This is a genomic window from Vampirovibrio chlorellavorus, from assembly GCF_003149375.1.
GTDB classification, from domain to species: Bacteria; Cyanobacteriota; Vampirovibrionia; order Vampirovibrionales; family Vampirovibrionaceae; genus Vampirovibrio; species Vampirovibrio chlorellavorus_B.
This window is the reverse complement of the sequence record NZ_QFWH01000007.1, coordinates 64,190-85,693: the sequence shown is the minus strand read 5'-3', so window position 1 is coordinate 85,693 and position 21,504 is coordinate 64,190. Positions and strand designations below refer to the sequence as shown.

General features: G+C 55.6%; 18 protein-coding genes, 1 tRNA gene and 1 pseudogene. 7 read left to right on the top strand and 13 right to left on the bottom strand.

Features of this window, described 5'->3' with window-relative positions; genetic code table 11:
- Window positions 1-5: 5 nt before the first annotated feature.
- Both DF283_RS10020 and DF283_RS10015 read right to left on the bottom strand, forming a co-directional pair.
- On the bottom strand, window positions 6-650 hold the full coding sequence (locus DF283_RS10020; protein WP_303674689.1) for a ComEA family DNA-binding protein: 645 nt from the start codon (window positions 648-650) through the stop codon (window positions 6-8).
- A gap of 1 nt (window position 651) precedes the next feature.
- Window positions 652-1,824, bottom strand: a pseudogene (locus DF283_RS10015) (2-isopropylmalate synthase); the annotation flags it as partial.
- 171 nt (window positions 1,825-1,995) lie between these two features.
- Between DF283_RS10015 and DF283_RS10010 the strand changes: the two are divergent.
- The gene (locus DF283_RS10010) at window positions 1,996-2,847 is read left to right on the top strand and encodes a thioredoxin family protein (protein ID WP_303674687.1); all 852 of its coding nucleotides are present in this window, start codon (window positions 1,996-1,998) and stop codon (window positions 2,845-2,847) included.
- A gap of 29 nt (window positions 2,848-2,876) precedes the next feature.
- Here the strand turns inward: DF283_RS10010 and DF283_RS10005 are convergent, their stop codons facing one another.
- Window positions 2,877-3,218, bottom strand: coding sequence for a DUF167 domain-containing protein (locus DF283_RS10005; RefSeq protein WP_303674685.1), 342 nt, complete (start codon window positions 3,216-3,218; stop codon window positions 2,877-2,879).
- 20 nt (window positions 3,219-3,238) lie between these two features.
- Entirely contained in the window at window positions 3,239-3,718 is a 480-nt protein-coding gene (locus tag DF283_RS10000; RefSeq protein WP_303674683.1) for a flavin reductase family protein, read from the bottom strand.
- Window positions 3,719-3,885: 167 nt separating this feature from the next.
- Here DF283_RS10000 and DF283_RS09995 point away from each other — a divergent pair, with 167 nt between their 5' ends.
- Complete coding sequence (locus DF283_RS09995) at window positions 3,886-4,254, top strand: (2Fe-2S) ferredoxin domain-containing protein (protein ID WP_303674682.1); 369 nt, start codon at window positions 3,886-3,888, stop codon at window positions 4,252-4,254.
- Between the two features lie 171 nt (window positions 4,255-4,425).
- On the opposite strand, the gene DF283_RS09990 is transcribed toward DF283_RS09995, so the two are convergent.
- The 3 genes from DF283_RS09990 to DF283_RS09980 form a co-directional block, all read right to left on the bottom strand.
- A complete protein-coding gene (locus DF283_RS09990) occupies window positions 4,426-6,723 on the bottom strand; it encodes an Rne/Rng family ribonuclease (RefSeq protein ID WP_303674681.1) in 2,298 nt (765 codons plus the stop codon).
- Between the two features lie 89 nt (window positions 6,724-6,812).
- Window positions 6,813-9,704, bottom strand: a complete 2,892-nt coding sequence (locus DF283_RS09985) for a TIGR03960 family B12-binding radical SAM protein (RefSeq protein WP_303674680.1) — start codon at window positions 9,702-9,704, stop codon at window positions 6,813-6,815.
- A gap of 210 nt (window positions 9,705-9,914) precedes the next feature.
- Window positions 9,915-11,765: a tetratricopeptide repeat protein gene (locus tag DF283_RS09980; protein WP_303674679.1), complete on the bottom strand. Its 1,851-nt coding sequence runs from the start codon at window positions 11,763-11,765 to the stop codon at window positions 9,915-9,917.
- A gap of 555 nt (window positions 11,766-12,320) precedes the next feature.
- On the opposite strand from DF283_RS09980, the gene DF283_RS09975 reads away from it, so the two are divergent.
- On the top strand, window positions 12,321-12,908 hold the full coding sequence (locus DF283_RS09975) for a tetratricopeptide repeat protein (protein ID WP_303674678.1): 588 nt from the start codon (window positions 12,321-12,323) through the stop codon (window positions 12,906-12,908).
- 368 nt (window positions 12,909-13,276) lie between these two features.
- On the opposite strand, the gene DF283_RS09970 is transcribed toward DF283_RS09975, so the two are convergent.
- From DF283_RS09970 to DF283_RS09960, 3 genes are all read right to left on the bottom strand, one after another.
- Complete coding sequence (locus tag DF283_RS09970; RefSeq protein WP_303674677.1) at window positions 13,277-14,020, bottom strand: hypothetical protein; 744 nt, start codon at window positions 14,018-14,020, stop codon at window positions 13,277-13,279.
- A 6-nt stretch (window positions 14,021-14,026) separates the two neighbouring features.
- Complete coding sequence (gene pilM / locus DF283_RS09965; protein ID WP_303674676.1) at window positions 14,027-15,610, bottom strand: pilus assembly protein PilM; 1,584 nt, start codon at window positions 15,608-15,610, stop codon at window positions 14,027-14,029.
- 171 nt (window positions 15,611-15,781) lie between these two features.
- Window positions 15,782-16,138 (bottom strand): helix-turn-helix domain-containing protein, encoded by a 357-nt coding sequence (locus DF283_RS09960; RefSeq protein ID WP_303674675.1) that lies wholly within the window; start codon window positions 16,136-16,138, stop codon window positions 15,782-15,784.
- A 91-nt stretch (window positions 16,139-16,229) separates the two neighbouring features.
- On the opposite strand from DF283_RS09960, the gene DF283_RS09955 reads away from it, so the two are divergent.
- A complete protein-coding gene (locus DF283_RS09955) occupies window positions 16,230-16,859 on the top strand; it encodes a 5-formyltetrahydrofolate cyclo-ligase (RefSeq protein WP_303674673.1) in 630 nt (209 codons plus the stop codon).
- 72 nt (window positions 16,860-16,931) lie between these two features.
- Window positions 16,932-17,007 (top strand) — tRNA-Val (locus DF283_RS09950).
- Between the two features lie 43 nt (window positions 17,008-17,050).
- Here DF283_RS09950 and DF283_RS09945 read toward each other — a convergent pair.
- Window positions 17,051-17,491, bottom strand: a complete 441-nt coding sequence (locus tag DF283_RS09945) for a Rha family transcriptional regulator (protein ID WP_303674671.1) — start codon at window positions 17,489-17,491, stop codon at window positions 17,051-17,053.
- A gap of 275 nt (window positions 17,492-17,766) precedes the next feature.
- Between DF283_RS09945 and DF283_RS09940 the strand changes: the two genes are divergently transcribed.
- Window positions 17,767-18,141, top strand: coding sequence for a hypothetical protein (locus DF283_RS09940; protein ID WP_303674670.1), 375 nt, complete (start codon window positions 17,767-17,769; stop codon window positions 18,139-18,141).
- Between the two features lie 33 nt (window positions 18,142-18,174).
- Here DF283_RS09940 and DF283_RS09935 read toward each other — a convergent pair whose 3' ends face one another.
- Both DF283_RS09935 and DF283_RS09930 read right to left on the bottom strand, forming a co-directional pair.
- Complete coding sequence (locus DF283_RS09935; RefSeq protein ID WP_303674669.1) at window positions 18,175-18,882, bottom strand: uracil-DNA glycosylase; 708 nt, start codon at window positions 18,880-18,882, stop codon at window positions 18,175-18,177.
- Window positions 18,883-19,123: 241 nt separating this feature from the next.
- Window positions 19,124-19,540: a YMGG-like glycine zipper-containing protein gene (locus DF283_RS09930; RefSeq protein WP_303674668.1), complete on the bottom strand. Its 417-nt coding sequence runs from the start codon at window positions 19,538-19,540 to the stop codon at window positions 19,124-19,126.
- Window positions 19,541-20,214: 674 nt separating this feature from the next.
- Between DF283_RS09930 and DF283_RS09925 the strand changes: the two genes are divergently transcribed.
- The gene (locus DF283_RS09925) at window positions 20,215-21,498 is read left to right on the top strand and encodes an S-layer homology domain-containing protein (RefSeq protein ID WP_303674666.1); all 1,284 of its coding nucleotides are present in this window, start codon (window positions 20,215-20,217) and stop codon (window positions 21,496-21,498) included.
- Window positions 21,499-21,504: the final 6 nt, after the last annotated feature.

Here is a 21,504-nt window from a genome sequence, read left to right as displayed (position 1 = left end):
GGGCTTCACACCTTTAAAAAGGCCTTGAGCTTTTCAAACTTCTTGGGTCCGATGCCTTTAACGTCCATCACCTGTTCCGGGGTGGCAAAGGGGCCATGGCTTTTTCGGTATTCGATGATGCGCAGGGCCATTTTGGGGCCAATGCCCGGCAAGCGTTGTAATTGGGCCAGACTGGCTGTGTTCAGGTTGGTGATCGGGGGATGGTCTGATTTTTTTGGATAGGCCTTGGCCCGGGCCTGCTTTTTTCGGGCGGGTTTGGCAGCGCTGACCGTGTCAGAAGCCGCGCCAGCTTCCGCCTCATTCTCGCCAAGGGCCGTCATTTCTGTCTCAACTTCTTCCCCTATTTCTGCCCCGGGGGCTGAGGTCTCATCGACAGGCTGGGCGTAAACGCCTGTAAAAGCGCTGGCCTGCAAGGGCTTCAATGTAATTTCCGCCCGGGGCTGGGGCCATAAAAGCGAGGCAATCATCCACAGCATCAGGCCCATCAAGCCCGGCAACACCATCAAGTACCAGTTTTGAGCCAGACGAGTGAAGGCCGTGGGAGCCCGCTCCGCACCGGGCCCGTCAAGGCTTCCATTCTCAGAGCCTATGACCGGCGCATCCACCGGAGATGACGAATCGGGACTATGCGTTGGCCAGGATTTGGTCATACAACCGCTTCAAATCGTCATCTTCCACCCGTTTTTGCTCATCAGCCAGTTGCTTGAACCGCTCAAAGAACTGGGGCATTTGGGCGTCCTGTACCGTCAATCCCAGCTTTTCCAGTCGAGACTTGACCGCCGCCCGACCGGAGCGGGGGCCCAGCGGCAGGTAGGATTCGCTCAGCCCAATCCACTCGGGCATCATAATCTCATACGTGGCGCGACCCTTTAAAAAGCCGTCCTGATGAATGCCGGATTCGTGGGCAAAGGCGTTGCGTCCGACAATGGCCTTGTTGAACTGCACCGGCATACTGGTCAACTCGGACACCATTTTGCTGGCCTCGGCAAAGTGAACCGACTCAATATCGGTGTAAGCGCCTTCAAAATATTCCGGACGAACCTTCAGCGCCATGACCACTTCCTCCATGGCGGCGTTACCAGCCCGTTCCCCAATGCCGTTAATGGTGCATTCCACCTGCCGGGCCCCGTTCTGAATCCCGGCGATGCTGTTGGCCGTGGCCAACCCCAGATCGTTGTGACAATGCACAGAGATAATGGCTTTATCAATGTTGGGCACGTTGGTCATAATGCCCTTGATCAGGCGGCCAAACTCATCCGGGATGGTGTAGCCCACCGTATCGGGAATGTTGACCGTTCTGGCCCCGGCGTCAATGACCGCTTCGATGATCTTGTACAGGTAAAACGGATCGGTCCGACCGGCGTCTTCCGCTGAAAACTCCACGTCTGGGCACTTGGCAGCGGCCAGCGCCACCATGTCCCGGGCGATGTTCAGAATTTCCTCACGGGTTTTCTTGAACTTGGCCTGAATATGAATATCACTGGTGCCAATAAAGGTGTGGATACGGGGTTTCTGGGCATGACGCACGGCGTCCCAGGTGGCTTCAATGTCCTGAGGGGTGGCCCGGCTCAGGCCGCAAATGGTGGGGCCCTGAATTTCGGTGGCGATTTGCTTGACCGACTCAAAATCGCCGGGGCTGCTGAAGGGAAAGCCCGCTTCAATGATGTCCACGTTCAGATCGGCCAGTTTACGGGCAATCAGCAGTTTCTCATGATTCTTAAGGGAGGCGCCCGGGCACTGCTCGCCATCCCGCAGGGTGGTATCAAAAATATAAACCTTGTTGTCCGGAGATTTGGACTGGGAAACTCGACGTTCAGCGCTCATGGTCTGGAAGATCCCTCTTTTAAAAACAGTATGCCCGCGTATAAAGCCAGACTTCAATGTTATGATAACAGAAAAGGTCAGGCACCAACAGGCGGGCTATCCCGCCCCGAACTCGCCCCAGTCTCTGTTCAACCCGCAAGGCCATCCGAAAAACTGAAGGGATATTTGCCCGTGATACACGCAGTCCGCTACCCACACCACCTCACCATGAAAACCGTTTTAGCCCATCGCAAGGTTCGCAGGTTGCTCTTACTGATATTGGGCGGCATACTGGGCTTCTTGGGTGGGTTGTCGGCGGGATCTGCCTGGGCCGAAACGCCCACTTTGCCCGACAACTTCAAGCTGAACGCCCAGGGGAAATGGGTGCTGCTGGACTTTTACGCCGATTACTGCGGCACCTGCCAGATGATGGCCCCCAAGCTAAAGGTCATGGAGAAAAAAACACGAAACCAGATCGTCTTTCATCACATCAACGTGGCCGATGACAGCAACCGCAAATACTGGGACGCCTTTCAGCTCAAGGGAACCCCCACTTACGTGCTTTACAACGCCGACGGTCAGGCGGTCTACAAAATGCAGGAGCTGATTACCCCCATTATTCTGGAAAAACAGTTGCTGCGGCATACCAACCAGCTGAAAGCCATTGAATTGCCCACCGACCTGGATATCCCCCGCCTTGGGGACACGGAGCTGCGGCCCCTGAATCAGTTGCTGCTATTATCCTTTGAAAGCGATCACTGTAAGCCCTGTCAGGAAATGCAGCCCTACCTGACGGGGTTTGAAATCAGCGGGAAGCCCAACCTGAACGTCATTCACCTGAACACCCAAAACGCCGCCACCCAAAAAATAATGAGCCAACTAAACATCAAAGGGGCCCCTGCCTACGCTGTACTGGATAACGCCCGGGTTTCCCCGGCCAATTTGGCCAATAACCGCCGAGGCGAATTATTTGTGCTGAACGGCCCTGCCCAACCCCGCCTGCTGTGGGAAGTCATTCGCATGTTTGGGCAATCCGGCGTTTAAAATCCGGTTAGCTTCTGTACGCAAAAGACTTATTGGGCAAAACAAAAGGCCGAATCACTTTGCAAGACCTGAGCCAATCGGGCTTGCAACAAAGCGCTTTCCTCAGCATTGGATACGGCAATGCACACCTGCTTCTGACGGGCCTGATGCCCGCTGAGGAGCCGCAAGCAGCTGATGGGCGTCTGGAGCTGTTTGGACAGCAGGGAAAGCACCGCCGTATTGGCTGCCCCGTCTTCCGGCGGGGCGGTTACTTTCAGCTTCAGCCAGACATCGCCCTCTCTGAAAGGCAGAATCTCATTGCGACGCCCCTTGGGGGTCACCTTGACCGGTACCATCAGGGTGTTTCCTTGTAACCGCAGCTGAATGGCCATTCCAAAGCAACGGTGCTAGCCTAGTAGTTGAAGCCGGACTTGCGCAAATGCACCATGGGGGCTTGCTCGTGGTTCAGGTAGGCCCCGTCAATCACTTCACCCAAAAACAGGTGATGCTCGCTCAGGGTACACTTGCCCACAAAGCGGCAATGCATGACGGCCACCGCCTCAGTCAGCACCAGGCCGTTTTCACTGATTTCGTGGGCCACGTCGTTAAATTGATCGGGAGAGTATCGGGAAAAGGCCTTCATCAGGTTCATATTCTCGTTGCTCAGCACGTTGACGCTGAAACGACCGGTTTCCTCAATCACCTTGTAAATTTCACGCTCCGGGTGGATGGCCACCGAAATCACGGGCGGTTCAAACCCGGCCTGAGCCACCCATGAACCCATCATGCCGATTTTCTGTTCCCCACGCTGGGCGGTAATAATAAACACGCCACTGGGAATCCGCCCAATGGCCTGACCAATGGCCTCTTTGTTCATCAGTTGTTCGCTCATGGGAAAATCTCCACCTCAAAACATCTTTAGCCTATACTTTAGCTGAAATTCCGGTGAAATAAAACGCTCTGGCTTGAACTATAATTGACCTTCAACATTTCATTCTCAACGGCAACATCTCAACTGATACAACTGAATCATTTTTTGGACCTGAGGAAGCGCTCGCCATGAAAACCCAACTGGACCCGACAGAACTGGCCCTGAAAGCCCCCGTGACCAAAGCCAATATCAATACCCACGTGTTTGTGTGTACGGGAACCTCCTGTAGCAAGAACAACAGTGAGGCCACCCTGGCCAAATTCTGGGAAGTGCTGGCGGAAAAAGGGTTACTTTACGGGAAACGGGGTTCCATGGAAGGCACGGTCATCGTCACCACCTGCGGATCGGTGGGCTTGTGCGCCATTGGCCCTGCCGTGCTGATTTATCCGGCTGGGGTGTGGTATTACAACGTGGAACCGGATGACGTGGAAGAGATTGTGGAGCATCACATTATCGGCGGCCACCACGTGGAACGCCTGTTGGCCATGCATTTTTAAGACGAACTCTGCCCCTACCGTGCCCTTTGTCATTCCCCAGGAAGCGGGAATCCAGGCAAAAACGGCCACTATGACCTTTTTATGGTTGATGTAAGTTTTTCATACTCTGAATTCAAAAAGCCTGAAGTCTCACTTCAGGCTTTTTTTAGCTTTTGATAGAGGCTGATTAACCTAGCGCTTGGTGGGCGGCTTTTTCAAGCTACGCTTGGCGGGCCTGCCACCCCGACGACGGTTTTTGGCCGCTTCCGACTGGGCCACAGCCACGGCGGTGCCCCCGGCGCTTTCATCCCCGTCAAACTCATCGTCGCCGTCCTCAAAGTCATCGACCTCATCCGTGTCGTCCAACAAGGAAGGGCGCATGGCCTCCTCGTCACCGCCGTCCGTCTCATCCAGCAGTTCGGAGTCCATCGGTAAAACGGGCAACTCTTCGATGATGTCAGCCACTTCAGCGCTAATTTCGCTGGGACGCTTGATGGCACGCCCCCGACGCGGCTTTTCAACCACTTCAACGGCCAGCTCGGCCTCTTCATCGTCCACAGCGTCAATCAAGGCGTCTACAGGCTCCGGCGCCTCTGTGCCTTCATCGGTGCCTTCTTCCGGCTCCACCTGACTTTCGGCCAAGTCGGAGACAATCTCGTCTCGCAAGGAGCGACCACGGCGGTTTCTGCCCTGGGCTGCCCCTGCCTTCAGGCGCTCATCGCTAGCCTCTTCAACCTCATCCACCGATTCTTCAGCGGCGTCATCGCCACTGTCATCGGTGCCCTCCTCGTCAAAATCAGCCGATTCTTCCAGATCCCGCCGTTGCAGGAAGGGCATATGGGCGGAATTCTCGATGGAATGCACCAGGGTCACGATATCGTTGGCCTTGGGGTTAATGCGGGTCAGTACGCTGTTGATGCCGTTGGGCATAAAGGACAACTTGGCCACCGCGGACAAACGCACCCCGGCCAGCTTGTTCAGCTTTTCCGTGAAATGCTCCAGCCAGCTTTCCTGCTCCACCTGCGGATTTTTCTTGTTGGCCAGATTGTTCAGCAGCACCGTGCCCGGTGTAATGGTGGATTGCGGGCCTTGCGACTCACCCTTCTTCTGAATGGCCACTTCCGCCAGATTGCCCAGGGCCACCCGGGCCTTGTCCTTTTTATTGCTGAGCGAGGCCGCCGGCTTGGGCAACTGCTGCAAGCGGTTGGGCTGACGGGTGGGCAATTTGCTGCGCCCTTGCTGATGACGGCCACCTCGGCCATCTCCTTCGCCGCCGTGCATCCAGCTGAATTCTTCCAGCGCGTGGCCAGTCCCCCCGCAGGAGTGGCAACGGCGAGTGAAAATCTCGCTTAAGGATTGCCCCTGACGGTGGCGGGTCATTTCCACCAGTCCCAAATCAGAAAGCTGGCCGATTTGCGGCTTGGATTTATCCGGGGCCAGTTCGTTCTCAAAGCTCTGCAGCACGGTCAACTGATTGGCCCGGGACTCCATATCGATAAAGTCCACGATGATCATCCCGCCGATGTTGCGCAGGCGCAGCTGACGGGCGATCTCCTTGCAGGCTTCCAGGTTGGTGAGCTTGATGGTTTCCGCCTGCGATTGCAGGCTGGTAAACTTGCCGGAGTTGACATCCACCACGGTCAAGGCCTCGGTGGGTTGAATGTACAGGTAACCGCCACTGGGCAGGGGAACCTTGGTGTTCAGGGCCAGCTTGATTTCCTTGTCCACGCCGGTGCCCACCAAAATGGGCTGATTGCCCTGATAGTGGGTCACTTTAACGCCCTTGTCCATGTTCCAGTTTTGCAAAAGCTGTTGGGCCCGCTGCTGACCGAAAGCGGTGTCCACCACAATCTCGGTAACGTCCTCGGTCACCGCTTCCCGGATGACCCGGTACAGCAAATCCTGATCCCGGTACAACAAAGTGGGCGGGCTGGCCGTGTCGGCCATGGAGACAATGTTCTGCCAGCGCTCCAGCAGGGTTTCAAAGTCCTCGGTGATGTCGGATTCCTTCTGGTTAGAGGCTTCCGTGCGAATGATCACCCCCACGCCCGGCGGCTTGATTAAGCTGACCACGGACTTCAAGCGGGAACGCTCGGCGGTTTCCACAATCTTACGGCTGATGCTGATGCCCTTGGATTCCGGCATCATAACCAGAAAACGGCCCGGCAGGCTGATGTTGGTGCTGACCCGGGGGCCCTTGTGCCCGGTGGGCTCTTTCATAATCTGCACCACCAGTTGCTGCTTGGGCTCCAGGCGATTTTTCAAATCCCCTTTGCCCGGTACGTCGCTGGAGTGCAAAAAGCCCATCTTGTCGCCGCCCACGTTTACAAAGGCCGCGTCAATACTGGGCAAAATGTTTTCCACCGTGGCCAGATACACATCCCCCAGCAGCATGTCGCCCCGGTGGATGATAAATTCCACGGCCCGATCGTCCTCCATTAAGGCGGCGATGTTGTCGTTCTCCGAAATGATAATCTTGCGTTTTGCCATCACTGAAATCCTTAAAATTTAAAAAACTTTTAATAGGTCTAGAAACTTTTATGAAAAATTTTGGATCTGCTTTCTGATTACTTGCCGGATTACCCGCTGCAAACCGTGGACAGCGCCGCTGGCTTGGGTTTGCTCTTGGTGTCCAGGACAATACAGCTTCGGGTCAATGACCACTGTACGTTCGGATTGATTAAATCCAGCACCCAGGAGGGTTTGACAGAACCGGGCCCAGCCTCTAGAGTCGGCTGCAAAGACAGAACATCGCTCTCTTCGATGTTCTGGCCACTTTGCGGCCGTGTGGATGGGCTAATTGAGTCATCATTTCCCGTTTCTACCCCGTTCGTCTGGTCGGCGTTCTCCGGCTGGGATGTTCCCGATTGGATTGGACGCGTGCCTTCGGGCTTTAGCCTGCGAAGGGTGAAGGAAACATCGCCGTTTCCGTCGACCTCAAGCGCTTCAAGGTATGGTACTAAATCTAAAACTTTTTTAGTGGTGCGTTTGCGATGTCCTGACTTTTGGCTCACCTCAACTTCGACTGGCAACGTTGATTGTGATTTCAGAAACGCAATGCGCTCACTCATATTAACCTGTGATTGCGGATCGGTGCAAGTCGTACCGGTGGAGTAACTTGCCCGATACTGCAGGGCTTCAATCCCCATATCGATGCTGGGCACTGAAAGCGGGAGCATGACTTCCTCAGTAATCTGGCTTTGCGGTGGTAAAAAGGCGTTCAGCCTTTCCCGAACGCCCGTGACCGGCGTCACCAGCTCAATATCAAGATACTCGGCCTCGGCCTGGGTGAATAACGGCAAGGCCGGGGAAAATCCGATTTTGGGGCGTGGGTTAAAGCCCTTACTGTAAGCCACCGGCAGTTTGCTACGGGCGATGGCCCGATACACCATACGCAACCAGTCCAGGTGCGAGATAAAGCGCAAATCGCCGAGTTTTTGAAGGGTTACACGCACCTTGCACACCGGATCTTTGCTGTTATTGGGCACTTCCGGCTCTCCCATGGCCTGATCCACGGAATTCTGGATGCGCTTCACGTTCTTGAACGTGGGCGTTTCAATGAACTTGGGCCAGGTGCTGTACGCCCCGCACACCCCGCACACGCTACAAGTCTCAAAGCAGGGGGTGGTACTGCTGGCCTGAGTGGCCTTCTTGTACTCTTCCTGCAACCAGGACTTGGTCAAGCCCACATCAATGGCGTCCCAGGGCAGGGCTTCATCCAGATCGCAGCAGCGATCCCGGGTGTAGGCCTCGTAATGAATGCCCTTTTCCGCTAGCGCTTCAAACCAGCGATCAAAGTTCCGCAAATCATCCCAGGCATCGAGATAGGCGCCCTTGCGATAGGCCGCCTCAATCACGTCGGCCAGTTCCGTTCCGGCCCGGGAAATGACCGCTTCCAGCTTGCTGATTTCCGGATCGGTAAAGTTCAACTTCACGCCCCTGAACGGCTTGAACTTCTCTTTCAGGTATTCAATCTTGTGATACAACTGCTCCATGGTGTCCTGCGGAAACCACTGAAAGGGCGTGTGCGGCTTGGGCACGAAGTTGGAGAGGGTCACGTTGATGTCCAGAAAATGTTTCATAGACAACCCCGGTTCCCGCTTGATGTCCAGGCAAGCCTGCTGCATCCGGCGGATCAAATCCACAATGCCATCCAGATCGTCGTGCGTTTCGGTCGGCAGGCCAATCATAAAGTACAGCTTGACCTTGTTCCACCCGGCCCGGTAAGCGGTGGTCACCGCGTTCATAATCTCGGCATCGCTCAGGTTCTTGTTAATCACGTCCCGCAGGCGGGCCGTCCCCGCTTCCGGGGCGAAAGTCAGGGTGCTTTTGCGAATGCTTTGCACCGCTTCGGCCACGTCCAGGCTGAAACGATCCGCCCGTTGACTGGGCAGGGACAGGGACACGTTCTCCTCGGCCAAGGCTTCCGCCACTTCCAGAATGAGCGGCTTGAAGTAGGAGTAATCGGCAATGGACAGTGACAGCAGCGAACACTCTTCATAGCCGGTCTTTTGAATTTCCTTCAGGGCCGATTGCTTGATGTTCTCAATGCTTTGCTCCCGCACGGGCAGATTGATGAAGCAGGGCTGGCAGAACCGGCACATACGATCGCACCCCCGGCGGGCCTCCACGGTAATGCGGTCATGCACCGCCCCAATCAGGGGAATCAGAGGGGCCACATCCACCGGGTTTTCGGCGATGTCCACAATCCGCTTGTAGGCTTTTTCGGTCACCCCCGGAATGTAAAGCCCTTCCAGTTGCCCCAGACGTTTCAAAAGTTCGGCTTTGGGCAGGCGCTCCTTCTTCCCTTGTCGAATGGTGGCCAGAGCCTCCAGCAGGACTTCCTCCCCATCGCCAATGATGAAGGCATCGAAAAACGGGGCCAGCGGCATGGGGTTGGCGCTGCCCGGCCCCCCGGCAATCAGCAGGGGGTAGTCCGCATTTGCATTGTGCCGGTCGGCACTGCGGAAAGGAATCTGGGCGGTTTCCAGAAGTCCGAAAATGGTGGTGTAGTTCAGCTCATATTGCAGGGAAAAAGCCAGGACATCAAAGTGCTTCAGGGGCACAAAGCTCTCCACGCCATACAGCGGCAGCTGATGGGTCAGAATTTGTTCCTTGAAGTCCGGGGCCGGCGCATACACCCGATCGCACATGTAATCCGGCTGCTGATTCACCAGCGAATAAAGCATTTTTAAGGCGTAGTTGGAAAAGCCAATCTCGTAGAGATCGGGGAAGGCCACGGCCATCCGCACCGCCGCCCGGTCAAAGGACTTGTGGTACGTCCCTTGTTCCAGACCCAGATAGCGGGCCGGCTTGAAAACATGAGGGAGAATTTCTTCCTCAAGAAAGCGTTTATTGATGGCCCGATCAGACGGCTGATTGCCGGACCTGTCAATCGACTCTGGCGTTTGACAAGACTGGGGAGCGTGCTGGGTTGAACTTGCCTTCGATGGCCTGGAGAAAAGACTCATTGAGCGAGCCGATCATTTCAAAAATCTGAGTAACTGGGGACTCGGATACCGCAAAGGGCACGCAGCAGGTCGCTGACAATAAAGGTATCCGCTCCTTCAAAACAGAATAAAGTATAGCCCAAATCCCAAAACTTTGAAAGAATAACGCGCAGCCGGTGCAGCGCAGCCACCCGATATCCCCCCGGCCATCCTTTTGTCCCCGTGCCGGGTTCAGGTGGGGTTGCCGTAGGCGTTTTGGGCCATTTTTTCGGTCAGTTTACCAATGCGGGATTTGGCCGTGTCCACCCAATTCCCCTGCGGGGCCAGGTTGATGTAGGCGTAGTAATGGTCGGCGGCCTGCGCGTACTGCCGGGTTTTCTCGTACAATTGGCCCAACCGGTAATGGGCTTCGGCGTTCTTGATGTTCTGGGTGAGGGCCCGCTCCAGCTTATCGATGGACACTGGCCAGTTCTGCCGATTGCTAAGGTCCAGCGCCTCAGCCATTAACTCCCGGGATTTCATCTGGGCTTCCTTGGCCTTGTAAGTTCCCATCTGGGCCGAGGCGTTGCCCGGTTGGCTGATCAGCACCTTTCGGAAGCACTCCTGGGCCAGCTCCGGCATGCCCATATTCAGGAACAACTCACCGAAAACCATGTCATTGCGGTTGCCCTCTCCCACCCGGCGGGCTTCCCGAAAAGCGGTTTCAGCCTGACTGAACTGGTACCGGGCCAGCCACAGTCGTCCCTGCTCAAACGATTGATAGGGCTGCTGGCTGGGCTGACGCAGAGCCACGTCCACCATGCCCGGCTCCTTGCCCGCAATGGGGGATTTGGCCCCGCCCATGTCCCGATCCAGCTTGGCGTTGAGCATGCGGGCCTCAAAATTGTTGGGTTGATAATTCAGGGCCTGCGCCACGTAGCGCTTGGCTTCCCCCTGACTGATCAAGTCGGAATCCCGCAGTTTCAGCCGGGCCAGCTCCGTTTTGGCCACAGAGATACCGGTTTCCGCCCGCTGCGTGTCGCTTGGATGGTTCTTGATCCAGTCCCGATACTGGGCAATGGCCACGTCGGGCTGCTGATTTTTAATGGAGAGGCGGGCGATGCGCTGGGTCATCTCCCAATCGCCCGGATAGGATTCCTGTAGCCGTTTCCAGTGGAACAGGGCCTGGGTGATGTCTCCCTTGTCCTCCAGGTATTTGGCCAGTTGTTCACGGGCCGGGTACAGTTCCGGCTTCAGATGCAGGGCGGTTTGATAATGCTCGACCGCGGCAGCCCCGTTGCCCTGTTTTTCATAGATTCGCCCCATCTGGTAGTGGGCGGGGGCGTGGTTGGGGTTCAGCCAGATGGTGGTTTGCAGCTGATCCAGGGCCTCGTCCTCACGGTTCAAGGCGGCGTATGCGGTGCCTAAAAAGTAATGGGCCGTGTCTCCCGCCGAATTGAGCTGAATGGATCGCCGAAGGTAGGGAACGGCCTCATCGTAGCGCTCCTTCCGCACCAGCCACTCACCCTGACCGGCAAGGGTTCTGTAATCCCGGGGGCCAAACCACAGGGCTTTCTGCAGCCACTCCCCGGCCTCACTCATGCGGCCCTCTTCCATCAGGACCCGCGCCAGATTGACCTGGGCTTCCACGTAGCCGGGCTGGTAACGCAAGGCGGTTATAAAAGCCTGCCGGGCCTCGGCCCGCAACCGCTCCTGCTCATTCCGCACGTTCTGGTTGGAAGAGGTGGTTTTGTAAAAGGCCACTTTCCCCAACCCGTTCCAGGCTGGCGCCGATCGGGGATTTTGATCCAGAATCTCGTTATATAGACTTTCGGCGGCCTTCAGCTTGTACTGGGCCGCATAGCGATCAGCCCGCTGAATTACGGGGCTGTGTGGATAATAGGGGCGTGTGTAGTAATTGGGCAGCGGAAGTTCCAGGTCATCCTGGGTGTAGGAGGCCCCTCCCCGCAGGGTCGTGCGCTGGGCGGCGGCCTCGGGACTGAAGGTCAGGCCCAGTATAAACAGCAGCAGGCAGGCACTGGTCAGCCCCCACCAGAGAGGACGATTCTTGTGGCTTCCTGTCTCGTGTCCGGCAATAGGCATATAATGGAACCCGTTCGATTGGAATTAACGCGCATTCATTGATTTCATCTTGCGTGATTTCCCTATCGGCCACTTCCCCCAAATTCTTGAGATCAGATTTGCCTGAGATTAGATTTGCCTGAGATCAAATTTAAAAGGCTGCGGCATCGGGTTTGCCTGCGCCCGGTCGCATGGCAAGCCACTCCCCGCGTTCCGCGCCTGCCTCAGGTCTCGGATTCCGCACCCAGATTTTCCAGTTTTTCAGGTTTTCCAGTTTTTAGATTTTATTGTTACGATTTATTACTTTCCAGCTTGGCTACTCAGTCAAGGCTTTTCTACCCTAATTTCCTTGTAGCTTACACAAATAAATGATTACAGGAATTCAGGAATAATTGAGGCCCGGCAGAGCGCTGCTTTAGGCCGCATTTGATAAATGCCGGTCACGTGAAAAGCGCACGGTTTGCTAAGATGGATTACAGAAATTAAGATGGATCACAGGAAATCAGCTGGGTACTGCAAATTCAGATTGAAACTGGAATTACCAATTTCATAAGAAGAGTGAGGGTTGTGGCCGGGATGAATTTTTTGAGCAAGGTTCTCAATTTTTCGGCGGAACGGTATTTAAAAACAGCCGGGGACTTGTTTATTTACGAGGGCGATTACGAGTCGGCCCTGGGCATGGTTGAAAAAACGCTGGAACTGGAGCCTCACGACATGCGGGCGCTGGTGTTGCGGGGCGATATTTTGTACTGCCTCAACCGGGATCAGGAAGCCCTGGAGACCTTTAATCTGGCGCTGTCCATTAACCCGGACAGTGTGGAAGCCCTGATTTCACAGGCCGGTGTGCTGGATGCCCTGGGAAAGTACCGGGAAGCCCTCAGTTGCTGCGTGCGGGCTTTTGAACAGATACGTCCCCACCAGTATTTCCTGCTGCCCAGCCTCTATGACCAGAATATCGTGCTGCTGCTTCGCCTCAAGAAATACCGACAAGCCCAGCTGCTGCTGCGCAGTGGGGAGCATCGCCTTCCCCGGGAAGAGCATGAGTACCTGTTGAGTTGCTATAGCCATATCCTGGCCCGTCTGTCGGAACAACGCCAAAAGGCACGGACCAAAGCCCGGCAGTTGAAGATGGCCTTACTTCCCCTGGCACAGCCGCTGGATTGATTTTTTAACACCTTTTTCCACTGGACACACCTTGTACCGCTAGAGTCACCCTCTGGTGGTTTTTTTTATGTATCTGCCCAGACTATGCACGTCATAAGGAAGATATAGAGTTTCTATGAAAATTGTTAAAGTTTATAAATGGGTCGGCAATCCCCGGATGTTTTTTGTTTTTATTAAATCAAGAGAGGCTTACATCACTTCCAAAAATCTCAAATGATGCAGCAACCCCATCTGGCACTCCTTTCCACATAGAACTTTGGTTGATTCGGAACAGCGACGCTTCGTGTTCTCCATCAATCAGATTTCAACCCAGCCTATGTCCAACCCTGTAGCAGCAATGTTACAGGTTTTTATTTTGTGGAAGTTTTTCAGGGCTCCACCTGCTGCATGGCCAAACGCAGGGTGGCCGTCATCTTGATAGGGGCCTTGCTGCTGGCAAGGAGGGCGCTGCTGCTGGAGCCGCTGGTGCCTGAGGCCGCGTTTGCCTCGTTCTCCAGAGTCACCTGTAGCACTTCCATCAATTCTTTCTGTTGGGTCATGGCTTGCAGGAATTTCTGGATGGTATCGTATGTGCCCCGAACGGCCAGCTCATATCCAAAAGTGCTGAGTGTTGGGGGCGGCGGCGGGGGAGGTTCCTTGCTTTCGCCATTGGTACCGGAAGCATCCGCGCTGGCCTCCGGGGGCGGGGTCTCCTTGCTCGCCCCCTGGGACGGGTCGCCCTGCTGACCTTCACCGGTTGCCGCCTCCGCCGTTCCGGCAAAGGGGGCCACTTCCACCGGGGAGAGGCTGATAAACACGTTGCCGGTTTCTGAGGCCAGTTCCACGGCCTGATCCAGCATTTGTTTAATCGCCTGCTCTCGGGTATCCACGGTAAAGGTTTTCACTTTAATGTCGGAGGGAATATCGGTATTTTGCTCCAAAATCCTGATCTGGGCAGCCAAAGAGGTTTTTTGGGCTTCCAGACTGGTGATTTCATCCTTTAAAGTCGTCAATTCGGTATTGCTGGCATTGTAGGCATCGTACTGAGGCAAGCCCACCGCCACCACCAGGGCAACCCCGGCGGCAATCATGGCAACCCCCACCAACGTTTTCTCAGATTGTTTCAAGGCCATTTTGTCTCAAGCTCCGGACATCTTGGGTTTGGCCTCCGGGGAGGAAGCCGGGGCGGGCTGTGCTGGGGGTAGCATGGACTTGTCCAGGTTGACCCCGCCGCTGATTTTAAAGTCATACACCAGATTGGGCCCCATGGTGCCTTCCATGATAGAGTCAATCAAGACGGCCTTGGTGTAGGGGGCCGCGTCAAAACTTTTGGCAAACTGGATGACCGCTTTGTGATTCAGGGCCTTCCCCTTCAGGGTCAAGCCGTCTTTGACCTCCAGAGACTGAATCCAAATCTGGGCGGGCGTTTTTCGCTTCAAATCCTCGGCCAGGGCCACGTACACAAAGTTGCGGACCTTGGCCGTTTTCAGGATGTCAATCAGGGTCTGATCCAGTTCCGCCTTGCGCTTTAATTCCGCCTGACGACTGGACAGCCCGGAGACTTCCACCTTCAAGCCATCTGCTTTGGATTGCACCCCGGGCACCTGACTGGAAACGCTGACGGCCAGCAACCACAGGGCCGCGCTGATCAAGCCACCCAACACCAGTGAGGCCAGCCCTGCCGGAATCAACCAGCCCGGGCTGCCGCCGTTCGAGTCGGAGGCCACGGCGGCCATTTTAGGGTTTCCAGGGGTTGGACCATTCAGCGATTTGGTCCCTGCCAGAATATTCAAATCAAACGGAAAGGGAACCACAGAACTCATGGCCGCCCCAACCCCTGCCAGCGAGACCGGCTGGGTCATGTTAATGGCGGTGCCCAGAGGGGCGCTGCGCACCGGGCATTCCAGATGTCCGGCAAGGGCCTCGCACAGTTGGGCCGGGATATTCTGGGTCATCCACAACACGGGTTGAAGGGTCTTGGTGGTCCGACGGATTTCTTCCAGCAAGTCCTCCACCAGCATGGGATCGCTGGCCCCACTGGCAAAGTGGCGGGTATCCATGGCCAATTCCCGGAACTCCAGCAACTGATCGCACTGCCACAGGGAAAAACGGACGTGGGTCGGGTCGGCCAGAATCATGCCCCAATGGGCATCGGTTCCCACCTGCTGAACCAGACTGTCCAGAACCCCGGTACCGGCCATGCCCCGAAGTACATTCAGCGGCTCCAGCCCCACACTGTGAATTTTGACCCGGGCCTCGCGGAAGCACTGCTGATAGGTAGCCAGTACATCGCTGCGAATGGCGCCCAGCATCAACTGTTGCATATTGGAAGGCAACTGGGGGTTGTTCACTATAAAAAAGTCAACCACGGCCTCGGTACTGTCAAAGGCCTTGTAGCGTTCGGCCTCACAGGACAAGGAGAGATACAGCCCGGCGGCATCCAGTGTTTTGGGCATTTCAACCAGACGCAACAAGGTGGCGGGCACGGATAAATGCACTTCAGAGACCTTGGGGCGGGCGCTCCTGAAAAGCTGCCTGAGCGCTTCTTTTAAAGCAGCGCTGTCCACCACCCGATCCAGATCCGGGTCAATCACCCCATCCGCCAGGGGCACGACGACGGACTGCTCAATCGACAAACTTTTTGGGGAAAAGACAACCAGTTCAGCAGCTTGATGGGTGATAGACAAAGCCGCATAAACCGGTTTCTTCTTACTGGGGCTCACCGTCATGAATTCGCTGCCACACTCCAACACTCTTTCCAGATTAGATCAATATAGCATAGGTTGCTGGGTGTGGGTTGAGGACGGGGGCGAATGAGGATTTATTTCCTCTATCGGGTATAGAAACTGCCACTTGAAAGCCAGATACAAAGACCGTGTTTGCAATAGACCCGGTTACCGTTCACTCAAAAAGCCGATGACTCCGTAGGCGGCGCTTTTTTGCAGATGCTTGGGAGCGCTTTTGAGCAGTTTGAAGCATTCGGCGATTAACGGGTCATCAGCGTCCGGGTGGGCCCGATTGGCAATGAACATGTAATCAGGGCGCTCGTTGAAAAACCACTCCATGGGTTTTTTATACAACTTGGACAGCATATAAAGTTCCAGCGCGTCCAGTTTGCGACTGCCCGATTCAAAAGAGGACACCGCCGAGGTGGGAATTTGCAGGTAACGGGCCACCACTTCCTGTTTGAGCTTGGCCTCCTGTCGGGCCTGCTTGAGACGGAAACAGAATTGATTGCGATCGTTTATCATAGAGTGTGAGGAGCCTCCTGGCTTTTCCACTTGATCAGGATTATCGGCCCCCTTCGGGAAAACTTTAATTTTCCGCCTGAAAGCTGAACAGATGAGCGATTTGCCCCCCACCACCCTCACCAAAACGGTCCTGCGCAAACAGGCGATGCGCCTGAGAGAACAGTTGCCCATGGCCAGTATTAGCCAACGCATCTGCCAGCGGATTCTGCATTTTGAAGGATTTGGTTCGGCCACACGGATTTTTTTTTACCACCCCATGACTCACGAACTGGATTTGCGCCCCTTGGTCCACCAGTGCCCAGAAAAAACGTGGTTCCTGCCCGTGGTTCAACCGGAACAGACCATTCACTTTGTGGCCTGCCCCAGTCTGGATCAACTGAGGCCCGGGGCTTACGGGATTCTGGAGCCCCTGGCGCAGGAAGATGCCACTGGCTGTGTGCGCCCCCACGATATGCGCCCCGATGATTGCCTGATTTTGCCGGGCTTGCTGTTCGATCGCCAGGGGTATCGGGTGGGGTACGGGAAAGGCTATTTCGATCGGTTTGTGGCAGCAATGAATCAGGCCGGACAACACTGTGTGCTGCTGGGGGCCGTCCCCGCGGATTTACTGCGAGAATGTTTGCCCCGGGATCCCTGGGATCAACCGGCCCGGTGGATCATCACCGAGCGGGAGACCTTTGCCACGGGCCCACAACCGGCAGAGCCCGACAGCGGCGGGTAAATGCCTGCCGCTTACATATTTTCTGTTGACCGGCTGAGTTGCTTTGGGTATAAATAAAGTCCGTCAGCAGACGGGCGCTTAGCTCAGTTGGTAGAGCGTCTCGTTTACACCGAGAGGGTCGGCGGTTCGAGTCCGTCAGCGCCCACCATATTTTTTAAGAAAGCTCTAACCTGGTTGGGGCTTTTTTGGTTTCACAAATGGGCGCGGTTCATAATGCGTCGTTCCGCTTCAATGGAAGCCTGCATTTTCATCAGATCCAGTTGGCTCCATTGCAGGAAGGGGTTCTTGTGCTTGGGGTCATCACTGCTCAGGACTTCTTCCTGATGTTGAAAGCAGTCCATGTAGACTTGTTTCTGGGCTTCCTGCTTTTCCCCCTGAATGCCTCGGGCCAGCAACACAAAACCATCCCGTTTGACCCGGTACATTTCCTGTAAAACGCCATCCGGGTCGGTGTAACTGACCTTGGAGAAATTCTCCTCTTTAAACGCTTTGCTGCACCAGAGCTGCTCGATGTCTCGTAATAATTGTTCATGATCCAGCTTGAACACCCAGGCCATATTGTGCGTATTGGTCACCACTTCGCCATCAATAATCCGTACTTCGGGATGGATGGACCGGGTTGTGTATGCCATAGAGCGAACTCCTTCTTACCATTAAAGCCGGGTGAGTGGGGCGCAGTTCCCAACACCTGGCTGCTGCCTGCCTTCTCAACAAGGGTTCATTCACCTACCTTGAAGGGATGATTTGTATATCGCTCACTCCTCCAAAAACTTTAATTTCAACCCCCTGTGCCCGTCAGGCCGGGATTTGAGGACGGACCAATGTTAAGAAGGGATTCAAGGCGCGTTTTTTCCCCTGCCTGCCATCGGCCATTCAAGTTCCCGGAAATCCGGTCGATAACAGTGCCATGTTCAACGTCCGTCTTCACAATTTGCCACCGGTGTCTTACTTGGGACTGCTGCTGCTGGGCCTGGCTCTGGGCAACCCGGCGGCCCGGGCCGGAGAATATGGCAAGGAATATAAAGACATCTACCTTACGGAAAACCGGGTGTGCAAAGCCTGCCGCTGGGAAGCGGTGGACAACCAAAGCATTCGCCTGACCAACCGGAACGGGGATCGGATTGTGGTGCATCCCGGGGAGGTCTTGGGCATGGATCGTCATCCGGTCTGGCGCAAAATGATTTACAAGAGCCTGGTGGGCGTGGGTTTACCCGGAAAAATTATTGTACCCGGCGCGTTTGAGGATGGTCGGGACTTTGCCTGCAAATACTGCGACCCCTGAGCAGGATCGGTCGTTCTCTCCCTGATGACCCGTTCAAGCCTTGTCCAGTTGCCGCCGGGCCAGCGCAAAGACGTGATCAAACATGGGTTCTGTCAATCGACCGGTGAAGGTGTTTTGCTGACTGGGGTGGTAGGACCCAATCAGGGTCAGGCCATTGCTTAACTCATAGACCAGACCGTGGCCAAAGGCTGGTTTGGCTTCCCGTTTTTGGGCGTTCGCTTTTATTACTTTCCCTGTTGGGGCCTGTGCTTGGGGACCGAACAGGGTCGGTTCCTTTAAAATGGCATCCCAGGCCACTTTCCCCAGTGCAATAATGACTTTGACATTGCTCAGCAGGGCCAGTTCGGTAGAAAGATAAGGACGACACCGGGCCATTTCCGCGGGCAGCAGCTTGTTGTCGGGCGGGGCGCAGTGGGCCACCGCCGTGATGTAGCAATCCTTGAGGTGTAGCCCGTCAGACAGGTTAATGGATTCCGGCTGGTTGGCGAAACCCGCTTTGTGCAAGGCCCGATACAACCAGTCCCCACTGCGATCGCCGGTGAACATGCGCCCGGTGCGATTCCCCCCATGGGCGGCTGGGGCCAGGCCCACCAGCAGCAAGCGGGCATTCGGATCGCCCAGACTGGGCACAGGGCGTCCCCAGTAGAGCTGATCGGCATAGCGCTTGACCTTGCTTTCCGCCACCAGCTCCCGCCAGGCCACCAGCCGGGGGCACTGGTGACAGCGGGTCACCTCCGACATCAGCGTTGCGATATCCGTATGGGGCAGTATACCCGGGGCTTGCCCAGAAGCCAGTTCAGAAGATTCTTCAGAAAATTGCGGTGTGCGTGGCATCATTCATACCGAAGCGTGTCAACAGGACTCAAAACAAAACACCAGTGGTTACTATACTGAAAATCCGGACTGAACACACGAGCCCGGTAAAAGCAGAGCGGACAGGCCCAAAACCTGTCCGCCCAAGAGTGCCTGAAGGAAGGCGCGACTAGCGTTTGTCCAGGTATTGCTTGACGTAGTGGTACCCAGCCCCGCCGCCTGCGCCAATGGCTGCGCCTTTCACCTTGCTTTTACCGGTTACGTAACTGGCCCCTGTCCCAATGACAGCACCCTGAGCAGCGTTGCGTAACAAGGGCTTGTCTCGCAGAAATCTGGACTGGGTCATCAGGCCAGTACCCACGCCCACGGCGGCCCCGGTCACCGCACCTTTCCCGACGGAACTGCGATCAGACAGGGCGCCCACGGCGGCCCCGGCGGCGGCGCCTACCACGCCCTGTTTGACCACCGGTTTTTTCCATAGGTCCTCAGCCAGAGCGCTGGTCGTCATGGTGCTTGCCAGCAGCCCGCCCAGAATGGTCAAGGCGGTAACCGTTTTTTTGGGGGTGTATAAAGCAATCCATTTCATTGGAAATCCCTCCTTCTCTAAAATTGCATCTTTCTTCAAAATTGCATCAACAAAACTTGCATCAACGCATCCACGATGAAATATTTTTCTACACAAAACAGGACGATAAAAACGGCCTACGGTTCCGCTTGCTTCTATTTTAATCGCAGGATTGCCCACGGTAAATCAGCATGGCTGGTTGTTTAACGGACTCATTCCCCAAACCAAGGCCCCCAAAATCAATGCTACAGAAGAACAAGCTTCTTTATAACCACTCATCCCGGCATACGTACTGTGGTAAAATCAGCCTGTAGTAGTGATCGAGTGAAACTTTTTAGTTTTTTGAACGTACTGGTTGAACGTATAAGTTAAGCGTACCAGGTCAGCGCATCCACAGAGACGCGCACTCCAGCCCACCCCTGGTATTGAGAGTGACCCATCTACAGACCTTCGACCCAACCTTTTAAAAAGGGATGCGGAAACAGTTTGCAGATCAGGTCAGTGACAGAACGCGGTACTGATTTGGCAAAACAGTGGCAAAGGGCAAGCATCCCCATTCACAACCCCTGCAAAGCGGGATATCCGGGAGAACCACTTTCGCCTCGTTCGTAAGACCAATCCTTTTCAGACCAGCGGCTGGTATTACAGAATCCGTTACTGTTTGTTGTTATTGAATGATCGAGGAGATTTTCCCCATGAAAACGCAAACCAGAATTTTAACCCTGGCCCTGACCCTGCAAATGGCGGCCATGCCCCTTTCGGCCATGGCGGCTTTTTTCGCCGATAGCCAGTCCCACTGGGCTCAAAACGCCATTCAAAGCCTGTCCAATCAGGGGATTTTAACCGGCTACCCAGACGGCACTTTCCGCCCGGAAGGTCTCATCACCCGTGCCGAGTTCTCGGCCATGATGGTCAAGGCGCTGAGCCTGACCCTGAACGCCTCCGGCAGTCAGACCTTCAACGACGTGCCCCCCGGCCACTGGGCTTACCCCTCCATTGAGACGGTCCGGGCCACCGGGTTGGTCAGTGGCTACCCCAATGGCCAGTTTATGCCCGCCAAAAGCATCAGCCGGGCCGAATCGATGGCTATTTTAAGCAACGCCGCCCGCATTCCCATGCCCAGCGACGCGGCCATTAACCAGACCCTGAGCGCTTACCGGGATTCCGCCAGTATTCCGACCTGGGCGCGTCCCGGTGTGGCTGCGGCCATTATGTCCGGTATTTACGCCAACGATCCCGCCGCTGGCAACCAGATTGAACCCCTGGCCCCCACCACCCGGGCCGAGGTAGCGGCCATGGTGGAAAACCTGCGGGCGCGTCTGAACCTGGCCGGTGGACAAGGCGGCACCATGATGGGCAGCACCACCGGCATGACCACTCAGGGGGGCAATACCTTGCTGCAAGGTCGTGTGGCCACTGTTCCCGCCAACACCAAATTCACGGGCACCCTGAACACCGGCTTGCTCAGTTCCGAACTGAACAAAGTGGGCGATGAAATTCGGCTGAATGTGGATCAACCCCTGCTCAGCTCCGACAATCAGGTCATTATCCCCAGTGGTAGCCAGATTGTCGGTAAGGTCAACCAGGTGGAGTCTGCCGGTCGTACTGGCAAGCCGGGCACCCTGGATATCGCCTTCAATGAGATCGTGACCCCGGATGGACAACGCTACGTCATTCAGGGCTCTGTGGCCACGGAAGACGGAACGCTGCGGGGTGATACCACCAAGGGCCGCATTCTGAAATCCGTAGGAACCACCGCGCTGGGTGCCGGTTTGGGCGCCGCCCTGGGAACAGCCATGGGCCCCCTTTCCGGTGGAAAAGTGGGTAAAGGGGCCATCTACGGTACCGCCGTCGGTGCGGGTGCCGGGGCCATCGCCGCCGCAGCCAAGAAAGGAAAGGAAGTTTCCATTGGTTCCGGCGACAAGCTGGAAATCAAGCTGGATCAACCGATTACCGTGCAGATCAATCAGCCCCAGTAATTCTGG